The sequence below is a fragment of the Arthrobacter sp. 10N44_2 genome, assembly GCF_056394385.1.
The window spans coordinates 1-13,508 of the sequence record NZ_JBFTHT010000012.1 but is presented as its reverse complement, the minus strand read 5'-3'; the positions used below and the strand labels follow the sequence as shown (position 1 = coordinate 13,508).

Below are 13,508 nucleotides of genomic sequence, written 5' to 3'. Positions count from 1 at the left end.
GAAGTTAGTCCTTCGGTGCCAGCGCTTTGGCGGCGATCGCGGGAAGGAAGCTGTGCGCCTCCGGGATATGCGCTGCGCTCACCCGGCGCCGGAACACCCAGTACGTCCAGGCCTGGTACGCCAGGACCAGCGGCAGCCCGATGCAGGCCACGATGCTCATCAGGCCCAGGGTGTAGTCCGAGGACGAGGCGTTGGAGACGGTGAGATTGAACGCGGGATCCAGCGTGGACGGAAGGACCACGGGGAAGGCGGCACCGAAGATGGAGGCGCTGCCGAGCAGGAGGAATGCACCCAGCGACATGAAGGCACGGCCTTCGGCACCCTTGCGGGCGAAATTCCACGCCAGGACTGCGGCGACGACGGCGCCGACCACTGCGGCGATGGTCCACGCCTCGCCGCTGAGGAGCTGGAGGCTCACCGCCCAGCCGGCCATGGGCAGCAGCAGCACGGGCAGCAGCCGGACGAACCAGGCCCGCGCCCGGTGCCGTACCTCGCCGTCGGTCTTCAGGGCCAGGAACCCGAGACCGTGCAGGAGGGAAAACCCGACGACGGCGAGCCCGCCGAGCACGGCGTAGCCGCTGAACCAGGCAAACGGGCCGCCCTCGCGGTCGCCGTTGGCGTTCAGCGGCAGTCCCGTGGTGGTCAGGGCCAGTGCGGCGCCGACGCCGAAGGCCGCGACGAACGACCCTGCCGAGATGGCCCAGTCCCAGCGGGCGCGCCACCGGGGGTTGTCCACCTTGCCGCGGTATTCGAAGGCGACCGCCCGGAAAATGAGCGCCACGAGGACCAGCAGGAGTGGCAGGTACAGGGCGGAGAACAGCGAGGCGTACCAGAGCGGGAACGCCGCGAAGGTGGCGCCGCCGGCGGTCAGGAGCCAGACTTCGTTGCCGTCCCAGACCGGGCCGATCGTGTTGATCAGGACGCGGCGTTCCGTGTTGTTCCGGGCGAATCCCTTCATCAGCATGCCGACGCCGAGGTCGAAGCCCTCGAGGAAGAGATAGCCCGTCCACAGCACCGCGATGGCAACGAACCAGATGGTGGGTAGCAGTTCCATGCTGAGAATCCTCTGCGTATTTTTCGTGTGGGTTGCTGGGTGGTGGGTTGCCGGGCGGGCGCCTAGTAGGCGAACGCCAGGACGTCGTCGTCGGGTTTGCCGGGACCGCCCCGGGGGGTGGTGTCCTCGTTTTCGTCAACGGGGGCGTGGGCAAGTTCCGGCATGGCCGAGGCCACGCCGCCGCGGATGTACTTGACCAGGAGCTTGACCTCCACCACCAGCAGCACAGCATAGATGGAGGTCAGGACCACGAGGGAGGTCAGGATCTCACCGGCCGAAACACCCGGTGAGACGGCCGCGGCGGTGAACATGAAGACCTGGTCGATGCCGCTGGGGTCCGGGTTGGGGGCGACGACGAACGGCTGTCGGCCCATCTCGGTAAAGATCCAGCCCGCCGCGTTGGCACCAAACGGTGCGAGGATCCCGAACACCGCCAGGCGCATGAGGCCGCGGGAGGCCGGCACGGTTCCCTTGCGGGTTGCCCACAGTGCCAGGAGGGCGGCGAGGGCGGCCACGCCGCCGAAGCCGATCATCATCCGGAAGCCCCAGTAGGTGACTTCCATGACGGGCACGTACTGGATTTGCTGTCCGGCGCGGTCCCCGTAGATGGGGTTGTCCGGCAGGGTGGTGCCGTACTTGGCCTGGTACTCGCCCAGCAGGCTGTTGACGCCCTTGACCTCCGTGGTGAAGTCGCCCTTGGCCAGGAAGGACAGGATGCCGGGGACCTCGATCACGGCCACGATGTCATCGCAGTTCTTGGCGCCGAGGTTGCCGACGCTGAGGACCGAGAAGCCGGTGCCATCATGGCAGGCCGCCTCGGCGGCGGCCATCTTCATGGGCTGCTGCTCGAACATGAGCTTGCCCTGCAGATCTCCGGTGACGGCGGTGCCCGCGAAGGAAATCATGGCGACGACGGCGCCGATCCTCAGCGAGCGGATCCAGACGGTGTGGTCACTGCGGTCCCGGCCGAGGATGCCGGCGGCTTCGCCGGGGATCACCTTGCCGTCGGCCCCGATGGTGTCGATGCCGTCGTGGCGGCGGCGCCACAGGTGATACCAGGCAATGCCGAGCAGGAACCCGCCGGCGACGGCGAGGGCGCCGAAGAGAGTGTGGGGCACGGCGACCAGGGCCGTGTTGTTGGTGAAGACGGCCCACGCGTCGGTCATGACGGGCCGGCCGTTGACCATTTCGACGCCGACGGGGTGTTGCATCCAGCTGTTGGCCACGATGATGAAGTAGGCCGAGAAGACGGAACCAATGACGGCGATCCAGAGGCAGGCCAGGTGGACGGCGGGCTTGAGCTGTTTCCAGCCGAAGATCCACAGGCCCAGGAAGGTTGACTCGACGAAGAACGCCAAAAGCGCTTCCAGGGCCAGCGGGGCGCCAAAGACGTCACCGACAAAGCGGCTGTACTCGCTCCAGGCCATGCCGAACTGGAACTCCTGCACGATGCCGGTGGCCACGCCCATGATGAAGTTGATCAGGAAGAGCTTGCCCCAGAACTTGGTCATGCGCAGATATTCCGGCTTGCCGGTGCGGTACCAGAGCGTCTGGATCACAGCCACCACCAGCCCGAGGCCGATCGTGAGCGGCACCATCATGAAGTGGTAGACCGTGGTGATTCCGAATTGCCAGCGTGCGATTTCCAAGGCGTCCAAGGCAGTCCCTACTTTTGGCTAGGTCCGAGCAACTTCTACGTGGCGTAGAAGTAATTCTTCTACAGAGTGTAGAACACATCGTCGCTTCCCCGTAACTCAGACTCCCACGGCACGTCACGGCCTGCAATGGAACAAAGACCCTCTCCCGCCACCGCGGGCCGGCGGGGCGACACGCCGGGCGGCCGTGTTCTACTTCATGTAGAAAGAATGCGCAAAACGCGGTAAATTTGTAAACGAAGTATTCACACACACCGCCCCGGCAGGCACCAGCAGTTTCCCAGCATGACGCCGGCGCGGCAGGCATAGAAGGATGTACGCAATGGCAAGTCTCGGTGAACTGGAACGGGCAGTGATGGACCTGCTCTGGGCAGGCCAAGAAGCTGCGACAGCCAACGCTCTGCGGGACCTCCTCGCACAAAGCACCCAGCCCCAGGACGGCAGCGCCGGACACGTGGGCAAAGACCTCGCGGTCACCACGGTGCTGACCGTACTCTCGCGCCTTGAGCGGAAGGGTCTGGTGGAACGCGAACGCGGCACCCGCCCGCACCGCTACCAGGCCGTCTCGAGCCGTGCGGACCACACCGCGGAACTCATGCACGAGGTCCTCGGCTCGGCTCCGGACCGCGAAGCCGTCCTGGCCCGGTTCATTGGTTCCGTCACGGATAACGAGGCAGAAACCCTGCGCAAGCTTTTGGGCCGCAGCTAGCGCCCGATGTTCTGGACCTCATATTTTCTGGCGGTCCTGGCGATAGCATTGGCGTGGCCGGTGCCTGTCCTCCTCTCCCGTGCCCAGTGGCCGGCCCGCTCCCCCTTCACGGCGATGCTGTTGTGGCAGGCGATCGCGCTGGCCGGTGGCCTGTCCATGATCGGTGCCATGCTGGTTTACGGGCTCGAGCCGGTCGGGGACAACCTGCTCTCCGGCCTGCGGGCGCTGGCTGGCATGGTCTTCCACAATGCCCCCACCACGGAACTGGGCTTCTGGCACATCTTTGCGCTCTCGGCCGCGGCCCTGCTGACGGCGCACCTGGTATTTACCCTGCTGCTGACCTACTACAAGATCCAGCGCCAGCGCCGCCGCCACCGCGAGCTGCTGGACCTCCTGGCGTCGCCGTCCTCCGACGGCCCGGGGACGATGGTCCTGAACGTGGACTCGCCGGTGGCGTACTGCCTGCCCGGCGGCGCACGGTCCGTGACGGTTCTCTCCGACGGCCTCATGGCCGCCCTGGAGCCCGATGAGTTGCGTGCCGTGCTGATTCACGAGAACGCGCACCTGAGCCAGCGCCACCACCTCCTGCTGTGGGCCTTCGCCGCGTGGCGCCAGGCGCTGCCGTGGCTGCCCACCACCCGGCTGGCGCAGGAGTCGGTCAACTCCCTGATCGAGATGCTGGCCGACGACGTCGCGCTCAAGACGGAGAGCAAGGCGACCCTGATCAGGGCGATTGCCATTGTGGCCAGCGGGTCCCCGGCCACCCCCGCGGTGCGCCTGGCGTTCGGCGAGCCCGGCGTGGCCGACGGCGACCCCAGCCAGCCCGGCGCCACCGGAGGCAGCGGCTCGGCGGGCACGACGGCGTCACGCGTCAGCCGCCTGCTCTCGCCGCAGCCGCCGTTGTCGGAACCGCTGCGCGCCGCTGTCCTGGCCTGCTGCGTGCTGCTCCTGGCAGTGCCGACGGCCCTGCTGCTGGTCCCCGGCCTGCTCGGCTAAGTCCGGCCCCTGCCAGTCTTATCATCCGGCCCCCACGCCGGACCGCCCCGCCACAGGAGCGGCGGAGCGGCCGGTTTCGTGCAGGTTAGCCATCTGCGCCGCTATTTCAGCAGCTTGCTGGCCTTGAATTGGAGGTCGACGTTGCCGGACCCGTTGCCCTTGGACGTTCCATTGATCGCCGAGGTGGTCATGGCGAAGGTCAGTGTCGAGTGGGCGATCGCGTCGGCCATTTGCTCCAGCACAGTGGTGTTGACGTTGGCGAGAGTGTCGCAGGCCTGGTGGTAGCAGGCGTCATGAGCCACGTTCGGTGTCCCGCCGAACACTGCCGCTTCCGCCGCCGTCTTAAGGTCTTCCGCGCCGGTGAACAGGCCACCCGCCGGAATCCCGTTGTTGATGAATCCGGAGTAGTCCGAGCGCCCGTCGAACTGGGTCGGCGCAGTAGGCAGGTTCTGGGACTTGAAGTAGTCCAGGAAGACCTTCTCGACGAGCCCGGAGCCATTGGGGCCCTTCGTGCCGAAGGAGGAGCCGTCGCCGTCGTAGACGAACCGCACAAAGTTCGGCGAGCCGACCATGTCGAAGTTGAGGTTGACCGCGTGCGCCTTGATCTGGCTCGCCGTCAGCTGGGATGTGTAGAAGTCGGAGCCGACAAGTCCGGGCTCCTCCCCTCCCCAGAAGGCGAAGCGGACCCTGTTCACGGGGGTCTGGCCCGACGCCTTCAGCTGGATCGCCGTCTCGAGGATCGCGGCTGTCCCGGTGCCGTTGTCGTTGATGCCCGGCCCTTCCGGCACGGAATCCAGGTGAGCCCCCACCAGGACGGTGCGGTCCGCGCGTCCGCCGGTGTCGGCCAGGATGTTGAACGAGGTCAGCTTGGTGACGGTGGAGTTCACGGCGAGGTGCATGCTGACGCCGTTCAGCCCGGCGAGTTCGGCGCCGGTGGCGAAGCTGGTGCTGACCACCGGGATACCTGCCTGAGGCGCGTCCAGCGTGCCGCCGAAGAGGGCAAAGCGCTCGTCCGCCGGGTCCGCATTGCCCTGGTTGAAGATGATGACGCCGGCCGCCCCGGCCGCGGCGGCGTTGTCCGCCTTGATCCGGAAGGTGCAGGTGCCGCGCTGGATCAGGGCGATGTTGCCCGCCGTGAACCCGCCGAAGTCGGCTGCCTCGCAGCCGCTGGTGGAGGCCCGGTCGCCGGCCAGGTTGATGTCGACGGCGCTCAGCGGGGCCGTGACGTTGCCGGAACCGGAATAGTTCATATCGAGGAAGCCGTCCGGGGCGTCATAGGCGTAGGTCCGCGGGGATGGCGAGAGGCGCTCCATCGACGCCGAGACGGTGTCGTAGCGCTCGTAGGGGAAGGTTTGGCGGACCGGGGTGTAGCCGGCGGCCCACAACTTGCGCTCGATGTACCGGGCGGAGGCTTCGTATCCCGGAGTGCTGGCAGCCCGCGTGCCACCGTTGGCGTCCGCGACGGCCTGGAGGGCCGCGAGGTGTTTCATGATGTTTGTTGCCGACACGGCAGCACGCAGGGGTGCCGTGTTTGTTCCGTTGTCAGCGAGTGCGGGCGGCGCAAGGCTGGCCGCCAGTCCGATCGAGGCGGCGATGGCCGCACGGCGGATATTCCGGCGTTGCTTCATAGGGTTCTCCTGGATTCGGCTGCGGAATCCAATCCGGGCGTCCTTGCCCGCAAGGGTGAGATGAAGCTATCGGAAGCACCTTGGGCAAAGGTTGAGAGAACCAGACGCCGGCGAAGCAGCCGCGACGGCACAGATTTCCGTCGCCGGGCCCGTCCCCGCCGGCGGAACGTCAGGCGTCGATGCGCTCCCGGTCCAGATTGGCGGCGCCTGCAATGATGAAGTCCTTGCGCGGCGCCACGTCCGAGCCCATGAGGAGGTCGAAAGTCTCTTCGGCCTGCTTGGCGTTCTCGATCCCGACCTTGCGGAGCGTCCGGTGTCGCGGGTCCATGGTGGTTTCGGCCAGCTGTTCGGCATCCATTTCGCCCAGCCCCTTGTACCGCTGGATCGGCTCCTTGTAGCGCTTGCCCTCTTTGGCGAGCCGCGCCAGCAGGACATGGAGCTCAGCCTCGGAGTAGGTGTAGATCATCTCGTTGGCCTTCTGGCCGGCGTTGACGACCTCCACCCGGTGCAGCGGCGGGACGGCGGCGAAGACGCGCCCCTCGTCGATCATCGGACGCATGTAGCGGAAGAAGAGCGTTAGGAGCAGGGTCCGGATGTGGGCGCCGTCGACGTCGGCGTCGGTCATCAGGATCACTTTGCCGTACCGGGCGGCGCTGATGTCGAACGTGCGGCCGGAACCGGCCCCCACCACCTGGATCAGGGCAGCGCACTCGGCGTTGGAGAGCATGTCCCCCACCGAGGCTTTCTGGACGTTGAGGATTTTGCCGCGGATCGGCAGGAGCGCCTGGAAGTCGGAGGACCGCGCCAGTTTGGCGGTGCCGAGCGCGGAGTCACCTTCGACGATGAACAGTTCGGAGCGTCCGACGTCGTCGGTGCGGCAGTCGGCCAGCTTGGTGGGCATGGAGGAGGTTTCCAGCGCATTCTTGCGGCGCTGGGTTTCCTTGTGGACGCGCGCCGAGATGCGGGACTTCATCTCGCTGACGATCTTTTCCAGCAGCAGCGCGGACTGGGCCTTGTCGTTGCGGTTGGCGGAGGTCAGCTTCGCGGTGATCTCCTGTTCCACCACCTTGGCCACAATGGCCCGGACGGCGGAGGTGCCCAGGATTTCCTTGGTCTGGCCCTCGAACTGCGGTTCGGCCAGCCGGACGGTCAGGACCGCGGTCAGGCCGGCGAAGATGTCGTCCTTTTCAATCTTGTCGTTGCCGGCCTTGAGCTTGCGGGCATTGGTCTCCACGGCCTTGCGGAAGGTCTTGAGCAGGGCCTGCTCGAAGCCGGACTGGTGGGTGCCGCCCTTGGGCGTGGAAATGATGTTGACGAAGGTCCGGACCGTGCTGTCGTAGCCGATCCCCCAGCGCAGCGCGACGTCGACCTCACAGTCGCGTTCGACCTCCGCGAGCTGGCTGTGGCCCTTTTCGTCGAGGACGGGGACGGTTTCCTTGAATTTCCCGGCACCGTGGAGGCGCCAGATATCCGTGACGGCGGGGTCGGCGGCGAGGAAGTCGACAAATTCGGAGATGCCGCCGTCGTGGTGGAAGACCTCTTCATGCGGGCCCGATTCTCCGGGCGTGCCGGCAATCCTGCGTTCATCCCGGACCGTGAGCTTCAGTCCGGGGACCAGGAACGAGGTCTGGCGGGCACGCGCGGCGAGGTCATCGTAGGAGAATTTGGCGTCGGGCGTGAATATCTGCCGGTCCGCCCAGTAGCGGATCCGGGTTCCGGTCACGCCGCGCTTGGCCTTGCCCACGACATCGAGCACAGAGCCGTCGATGAAGGGTTCGAACAGGGTCGCGGGGTCCGGCTTGGTGCCCGGATCCTTGAACCGGCCCGGTTCCCCCCGGCGGAAGGACATCTTGTACGTCTTGCCGCCCCGGTCCACTTCGACGTCGAGGCGGGCCGAGAGCGCGTTGACCACCGAGGCGCCCACGCCATGCAAGCCGCCGGAAGCGGTGTAGGAGCCGCCGCCGAACTTTCCGCCGGCGTGCAGTTTCGTGAAGACGACTTCGACGCCGGTCAGCCCGGTTTTCGGTTCGACGTCCACGGGGATGCCGCGGCCGTCGTCGTGGATCTCGACCGAGTTGTCCGCGTGGAGGATGATCTTGATGTCGTGGCCGAAGCCGGCGAGGGCCTCGTCGACGGAGTTGTCGATGATTTCCCAGAGGCAGTGCATGAGGCCGCGGGAGTCCGTGGAGCCGATGTACATGCCCGGGCGCTTACGGACGGCCTCGAGGCCCTCCAGCACGGAGAGGTGCCGGGCAGTGTAATCAGAACTGGGTGCCACGGGTCGTGAACTCCTTAAAGGATCGGGACAGCCACCGCAGCGTGCGCAGGCGGCAGTCACAGAATTTGACGCACTTCCTAGGTTAGTCGGACTCCGGGTGATCGACGGTCTGCCACTCCCCGCGGGGGCTCTCCGGCCACCCGCCGTTACTGAGACGTGATACGCGGACAGCGAAAGTAGGCCATCCGTGCCATGGTTTGGCCACGAATGCTGGTTATATAGGTATACCGATCTACTAAGGAGGCCGAACATGACAACAGCAGTTGCGGACCGCACACTGACCGCCGCAGACCGGTGCGATCGTTGCGGAGCACAGGCATATGTCCGAGTTGTTCTCGGTGCCTCCGGCGGTGAGCTTCTTTTCTGCGGCCACCACGCACGCGCCGTAGAACCGACCCTCAAGCCGCTCAGTTCAGACTGGCATGATGAGACTGACCGCCTTCACCAGAAGGCCCCGGTTCCGGTCGACTAGACCGCACCGGTTTCAGCCCGGCACCCTACAGGGTTCCGGGCGACCTGAGACCACTGCATCAGGGCCCCTCCATACCGGAGGGGCCCTGATTCGTTAAGTGCTGTTTCGTCAGGTGCCGGGTCGGTTAAGTGCCGTGCACCCGGCTGCGGCGGCAAAAAGCAATGCGGGGTCCCTTCCTGCCCGTTCCTCCGGTGAGGATGGGCGGGAAGAGACCCCGCATTGCTGAGAACCTTTACCCGGTCTGCGACCAGTGGCGCTTAGTCCAGGTAGTCGCGCAGGACCTGTGAGCGCGACGGGTGCCGCAGCTTGGACATGGTCTTGGATTCGATCTGGCGGATGCGCTCACGTGTCACACCGTAGACCTTGCCGATTTCGTCTAAAGTCTTCGGCTGGCCGTCGGTAAGGCCGAAGCGCATCGCTACCACGCCGGCTTCGCGCTCGGAGAGCGTATCCAGCACCGAGTGCAGCTGTTCCTGCAGCAGGGTGAAGCTCACGGCATCCGCGGGAACCACGGCTTCGGAGTCCTCGATGAGGTCGCCGAATTCGGAGTCGCCGTCCTCGCCAAGCGGGGTGTGCAGCGAGATGGGCTCGCGGCCGTACTTCTGGACCTCCACGACCTTTTCCGGGGTCATGTCGAGTTCGAGGGCCAGCTCCTCCGGGGTGGGTTCGCGGCCGAGGTCCTGCAGCATCTGGCGCTGGACTCGGGCCAGCTTGTTGATGACTTCCACCATGTGCACCGGGATGCGGATGGTGCGGGCCTGGTCAGCCATGGCGCGGGTGATCGCCTGGCGGATCCACCAGGTGGCGTAGGTGGAGAACTTGAAGCCCTTGGTGTAGTCGAATTTCTCCACCGCACGGATCAGGCCCAGGTTGCCTTCCTGGATCAGGTCCAGGAACAGCATGCCGCGCCCGGTGTAGCGCTTGGCCAGCGAGACGACGAGGCGGAGGTTGGCCTCCAGCAGGTGGTTCTTGGCGCGCTTGCCGTCGTGGATGACGAATTCGAGCTCGCGCTTGAGTTTCGGGTCCATGGTGCCGTCGTCGGCTGCGATCTTTTCTTCAGCGAAGAGACCGGCCTCGATCCGCAGGGCCAGGTCTACTTCCTGTTCGGCATTCAGCAGGGCGACCTTGCCGATCTGCTTCAGGTAGTCCTTGACGGGGTCGGCGGTGGCGCCGGCAGACATAACCTGCTGCACCGGAGCGTCGTCGTCGTCGGCGTCGGAGTAGACGAAGCCGGAGCCGGTGGTGGCCGCGGCCTTGCCGGCGACTTCCTCGCCTTCTACTTCGTCGCCGAGCTCGGCGGCGTCGGGCGTGATGTCGTCGAGATCCTCTTCGGCGTCGACGTCATCGTCAGACGTACTGGCAGAGTTGCCGGCGGCTTCTGCCGCGGCTTTCGCGCCGGGCTTGGGCCCGCGCTTCTTGGGCTCAGGCTTGGCGACTCCGGTTACGGTGTCGCCACCCTCTGCGGAAGCGGCGTCCTTGACAGCCTTGTTGGCTGCGCGCGTGGCGGCGCGCTTGGCGTTGGTCGCCGCCTTCTTCTCCTCAGGGGACAATTCGGCCTGGTCGGCGGGTTCCTTCTTCGCGGAAGACGGGGTCACTGAAAACCTTTCTAGCTGCGGTCTGCGGAATCACCATACGGGCAACACCACTATGACCCTGTCAAGTCCGTGTTCAACATCAGGTGCAACCACGACCAGCAGAGCCACTTAGTAGAACTGCTGGCGCGGCCTTAATGTTCCCTGTTTCCAAGGAACATTTAGGGCACTTGATACACGGACCCAACCGGGTCTCGGCAACCATTGTCTCACGGTTTTCAGGCCGGGCGCCTTTCGCGACGCCGGGTCGACGATATCGCGGCGGCTTCGCCCGCCGCGTCAGGACCTCATGCCGCGTCCGGGGCAAACTTCTGCCAGGCCGCCTCCCGCCTGGCAGCCCAGCCGCAAAGGGTGCCGCGCCGGCCAAGCTCTGCCAGCAGTTCCGCGAGCCTGTACCCCGGCTGGCCCTGCAAGGCCTGCCGGTAGAGCGCGTCGGCGTAGGAGCCGCGGCCACGGCACCATTCGATCCAGCCCCGCGCCGTCACGGCGGCCGCCGTTGCCTCCCCGTCACCAAGACGGCCAAGCCGTTCCAGGACCCGCTCGAGCCCGACCATCAGGGTCCAGTCCGGAACCGACGGCGCCAGTCCGAGCAGGACTTCCCCGTAACCGGGAACAGCCCCGGCTGCAGGCACGGCGCCGCCGGCGGACCCGCCGCTGCCGGGTGCCACCGGCAGGGGTATCCGCGGAGCGGACTTGGACCGGGAAGTGCGGCCGGACATTGGACCCGGCAGGGGGCTGGGCGTGGGTCGGAGCCGTGAGGCGGGCGTGTTATCGGGGAAAGCGGCGGACCCGGGGTCCGGGTCGAAGATACCGAAGTCCTCGGCGCCGCGTTCGGCCGCAGACCGTCCGGCGGCCGCCATCACCAGGACCGCATCCCGCCATGACGGAATGCACAGGCTGGCCCGCAGGTAGCCGGCGAGTTCCGGTGAGAGCTGAAGCGGCCGGCCAATGGTCCAGGGATCGGGCGTCCCGGAGCCGGTGGTTCCGGCGTCGGTCCCGGAGCCGGTGGTTCCGGCGTCGGTCCCGGCGTCGGTGGTTCCGGCGTCGGTGGTTCCGGCGTCGGTCCCGGCGTCGGTGGTTCCGGGGTCGGGGACGGCACCCCTAGCCACGTCACCCGCGGTGGGGACAGGAAGGTGCTCCTGGCCAATGGCGGCCTGCATGGCCATCATCCAGACGTCGAGGACCTGGTCGAATTGGGCCCGGTCCCGCCGTCGAGGAGAGAATTGCTCCGCCCAGCCGCACTCGGCAAGGCTCACCGCGGGGTCCACCGGCAGCGGCGCCGGGGTGGTCCCCTGGGCGCCGGGGACCGCGCCGACGCTGCTGCCGCGGTAGACCATCTCGGCGTTGAGCCTGCTGTTCCTGATCTGTTCGACCGGACGGCCGGGCATCCCACAGCATTCCGGATCGCTGCAGTCTGCGTTGCGCCAGAACTCAGTACCGATAATCCAGGCGTCCCTCACGGGCAATCCGGCTGCCTCAAGGGCAAGCTCGAGTTCTTTGAGCAGGTCCGCCCACGCATGGCCGTCGCCGGCGCTGTCCGTCTGCGTATCGGCGCCGGCCTCAGCGTCAGTGAAGAAGGCCAGCAGCGAACCGTCAGCCGCGTCGTCCGCCTGCAGATAGGCCACGACATTCCGGGCAAAACCGGCCAGCATGTCCCTCCGGCCTGAGCCGCCTCCGGGCACGGGGAGGTCGACCCGCAAGGTGGCTCCGAGGCGTTTCCCCTGCAAGGTCATGGCCACGAGGCTGTCTTCCGGCCAGTAACCGAGGGAGTGCGGGATGAAGCCCAGAATGTCTTCGGGGCCGGTAATTCTCAGGTGATCGGGAGCTGTCATAAGTCCAGCTTCGCGGCGGCTGCGTCCCCGGCGACAGTACCGGGTTGCGCTATGTGGATAACCGCGACGAAGTCGGAACCACTATGGCGGAACCAGCGCCAACGGGCGGTGTCCTCCCCCCGCCCCCCGAATGACGACAGGACGCCGGCCTTTCGCCAAACCGCACTAAACCGCACTATTTCGATGCATTGGCCTCCACCGTTGCCGCGTTTGCGTCCGCGGCGCGGCGAATCTCTTTGACCTTCGCGATCTGCGGGGCGAGTTCCTGCATGCGGGTTGTCAGGTATTTGTCCAGGACTTTGTCCAGGGCAGCGTGGAACCCGGTCTTGTCCCGGCAGACGGCGTCGGTCACGGCGATTCTGAACTCTTCCTGGCCGCCCGCAGTTTTACCGGCATCGGCGGCCTGCCCCGGGTTAGAAAACGAGGCGTAAGGGGTTTCCTTCATGCAGGCCGCCCAGTCAGCGACTGCTTTGGTAATGCCCGAGTCGCCGGAGGCGGACAGGGTGGCCGGGAAAAACCAGTTGGAGGCGATGCCGGTGGCGAGCATGTAGTTTTCCGCGCTGCCGTAGATCTGTGTCATGGCTTCGCCGCGGCATCCGCCGGAGGACGTTCCCATACCGTCCACCGTGGTCATTGACGCGGTGTCCCCGGGCCCGGTGAGTGCCTTGGTGAAGGCTGGATTGGCGAAGAGTTTGCCGTCTGCGGACCCGGGAGCCGGCTCGTGAGGTCCCTGCGGTCGGGTGCTGGCGTAGCCGCTGGCTTTGGCGGCGTCGACCGTGAGCCGTTTGAATCCGATGGCTCCGTTGAGGTCCATAGTCGTCTCGGAGGCGGGCGGTGTGTAGTCGAAGCCGGCCTTGGCCATGCAGCGGCGGACAGCCTCCTGCATGCCCTTTTCGGCTATCGGATCTGTTGAGGCGTAGGCCTCTGCCTGGCGGATGATCCCTGGGACGGGCTCCGGGGACGCGGTGACCGACGCGGCCGGGATGGCGGCCGCGGCCAGGGCGGCGCCGGTGCCTACGATCAGCACGGCAGCGCCGAAGATCTTCTTTTTCATGGTGGCTCCTTCGGTTGTTTTGGGCAAAGCGGTGGCTGTCCTTCCCGTATTGGGACGGCGTCGGAGGGTGGGAGGTGCTGCTGTGAGGGCTAGACGATATGAGGTAGCCGGGTTTTTCGGGCTGGAACCTCCTTTTCAAAGCGGGACGTGGGTTGCCTGCCAGACTTGGCGGACAGGTAGAGCCACATTTGAAATTGGAGGTTCCAGCTATGTTCGAGCGTACAAGCGTCGGCCTGGA

10 protein-coding genes are annotated in these 13,508 nt (G+C 66.3%); 3 read left to right on the top strand and 7 right to left on the bottom strand.

The genetic code is table 11. The annotated features are described in order from the left end of the window. Positions 1-4: 4 nt before the first annotated feature. Together cydB and AC1DBX_RS13505 are read right to left on the bottom strand one after the other, a co-directional pair. On the bottom strand, positions 5-1,054 hold the full coding sequence (gene cydB / locus AC1DBX_RS13510; RefSeq protein WP_476857967.1) for a cytochrome d ubiquinol oxidase subunit II: 1,050 nt from the start codon (positions 1,052-1,054) through the stop codon (positions 5-7). Between the two features lie 62 nt (positions 1,055-1,116). Continuing rightward, positions 1,117-2,712, bottom strand: coding sequence for a cytochrome ubiquinol oxidase subunit I (locus AC1DBX_RS13505; protein WP_476931976.1), 1,596 nt, complete (start codon positions 2,710-2,712; stop codon positions 1,117-1,119). Between the two features lie 319 nt (positions 2,713-3,031). Here AC1DBX_RS13505 and AC1DBX_RS13500 point away from each other — a divergent pair, with 319 nt between their 5' ends. Continuing rightward, a complete protein-coding gene (locus tag AC1DBX_RS13500) occupies positions 3,032-3,418 on the top strand; it encodes a BlaI/MecI/CopY family transcriptional regulator (RefSeq protein WP_476931975.1) in 387 nt (128 codons plus the stop codon). 6 nt (positions 3,419-3,424) lie between these two features. Next, positions 3,425-4,414: a M56 family metallopeptidase gene (locus tag AC1DBX_RS13495; protein ID WP_223917105.1), complete on the top strand. Its 990-nt coding sequence runs from the start codon at positions 3,425-3,427 to the stop codon at positions 4,412-4,414. Between the two features lie 101 nt (positions 4,415-4,515). Here the strand turns inward: AC1DBX_RS13495 and AC1DBX_RS13490 are convergent, their stop codons facing one another. Both AC1DBX_RS13490 and AC1DBX_RS13485 read right to left on the bottom strand, forming a co-directional pair. After that, positions 4,516-6,042 carry a M20/M25/M40 family metallo-hydrolase gene (locus tag AC1DBX_RS13490; protein WP_476931974.1) on the bottom strand — a complete coding sequence of 509 codons (1,527 nt, stop codon included), beginning with the start codon at positions 6,040-6,042 and terminating at the stop codon, positions 4,516-4,518. Positions 6,043-6,211: 169 nt separating this feature from the next. After that, positions 6,212-8,320: a DNA gyrase/topoisomerase IV subunit B gene (locus AC1DBX_RS13485; protein WP_018772397.1), complete on the bottom strand. Its 2,109-nt coding sequence runs from the start codon at positions 8,318-8,320 to the stop codon at positions 6,212-6,214. A 250-nt stretch (positions 8,321-8,570) separates the two neighbouring features. Between AC1DBX_RS13485 and AC1DBX_RS13480 the strand changes: the two genes are divergently transcribed. After that, positions 8,571-8,792: a DUF7455 domain-containing protein gene (locus AC1DBX_RS13480; RefSeq protein ID WP_026266251.1), complete on the top strand. Its 222-nt coding sequence runs from the start codon at positions 8,571-8,573 to the stop codon at positions 8,790-8,792. 257 nt (positions 8,793-9,049) lie between these two features. Here the strand turns inward: AC1DBX_RS13480 and AC1DBX_RS13475 are convergent, their stop codons facing one another. The 3 genes from AC1DBX_RS13475 to AC1DBX_RS13465 form a co-directional block, all read right to left on the bottom strand. Then, positions 9,050-10,387 (bottom strand): RNA polymerase sigma factor, encoded by a 1,338-nt coding sequence (locus AC1DBX_RS13475; protein ID WP_018772396.1) that lies wholly within the window; start codon positions 10,385-10,387, stop codon positions 9,050-9,052. Positions 10,388-10,671: 284 nt separating this feature from the next. Continuing rightward, positions 10,672-12,216, bottom strand: a complete 1,545-nt coding sequence (locus AC1DBX_RS13470; protein ID WP_476931973.1) for a DUF4192 family protein — start codon at positions 12,214-12,216, stop codon at positions 10,672-10,674. 175 nt (positions 12,217-12,391) lie between these two features. Next, positions 12,392-13,270, bottom strand: a complete 879-nt coding sequence (locus tag AC1DBX_RS13465) for a hypothetical protein (RefSeq protein WP_476931972.1) — start codon at positions 13,268-13,270, stop codon at positions 12,392-12,394. Positions 13,271-13,508: the final 238 nt, after the last annotated feature.

Coding starts and splice junctions, on each gene's coding strand:
- cydB (WP_476857967.1), bottom strand. CDS start 1,054: ATGGAACTGCTACCCACCATCTGGTTCGTTGCCATCGCGGTGCTGTGG.
- AC1DBX_RS13500 (WP_476931975.1), top strand. CDS start 3,032: ATGGCAAGTCTCGGTGAACTGGAACGGGCAGTGATGGACCTGCTCTGG.
- AC1DBX_RS13495 (WP_223917105.1), top strand. CDS start 3,425: ATGTTCTGGACCTCATATTTTCTGGCGGTCCTGGCGATAGCATTGGCG.
- AC1DBX_RS13490 (WP_476931974.1), bottom strand. CDS start 6,042: ATGAAGCAACGCCGGAATATCCGCCGTGCGGCCATCGCCGCCTCGATC.
- AC1DBX_RS13480 (WP_026266251.1), top strand. CDS start 8,571: ATGACAACAGCAGTTGCGGACCGCACACTGACCGCCGCAGACCGGTGC.
- AC1DBX_RS13470 (WP_476931973.1), bottom strand. CDS start 12,216: ATGACAGCTCCCGATCACCTGAGAATTACCGGCCCCGAAGACATTCTG.
- AC1DBX_RS13465 (WP_476931972.1), bottom strand. CDS start 13,270: ATGAAAAAGAAGATCTTCGGCGCTGCCGTGCTGATCGTAGGCACCGGC.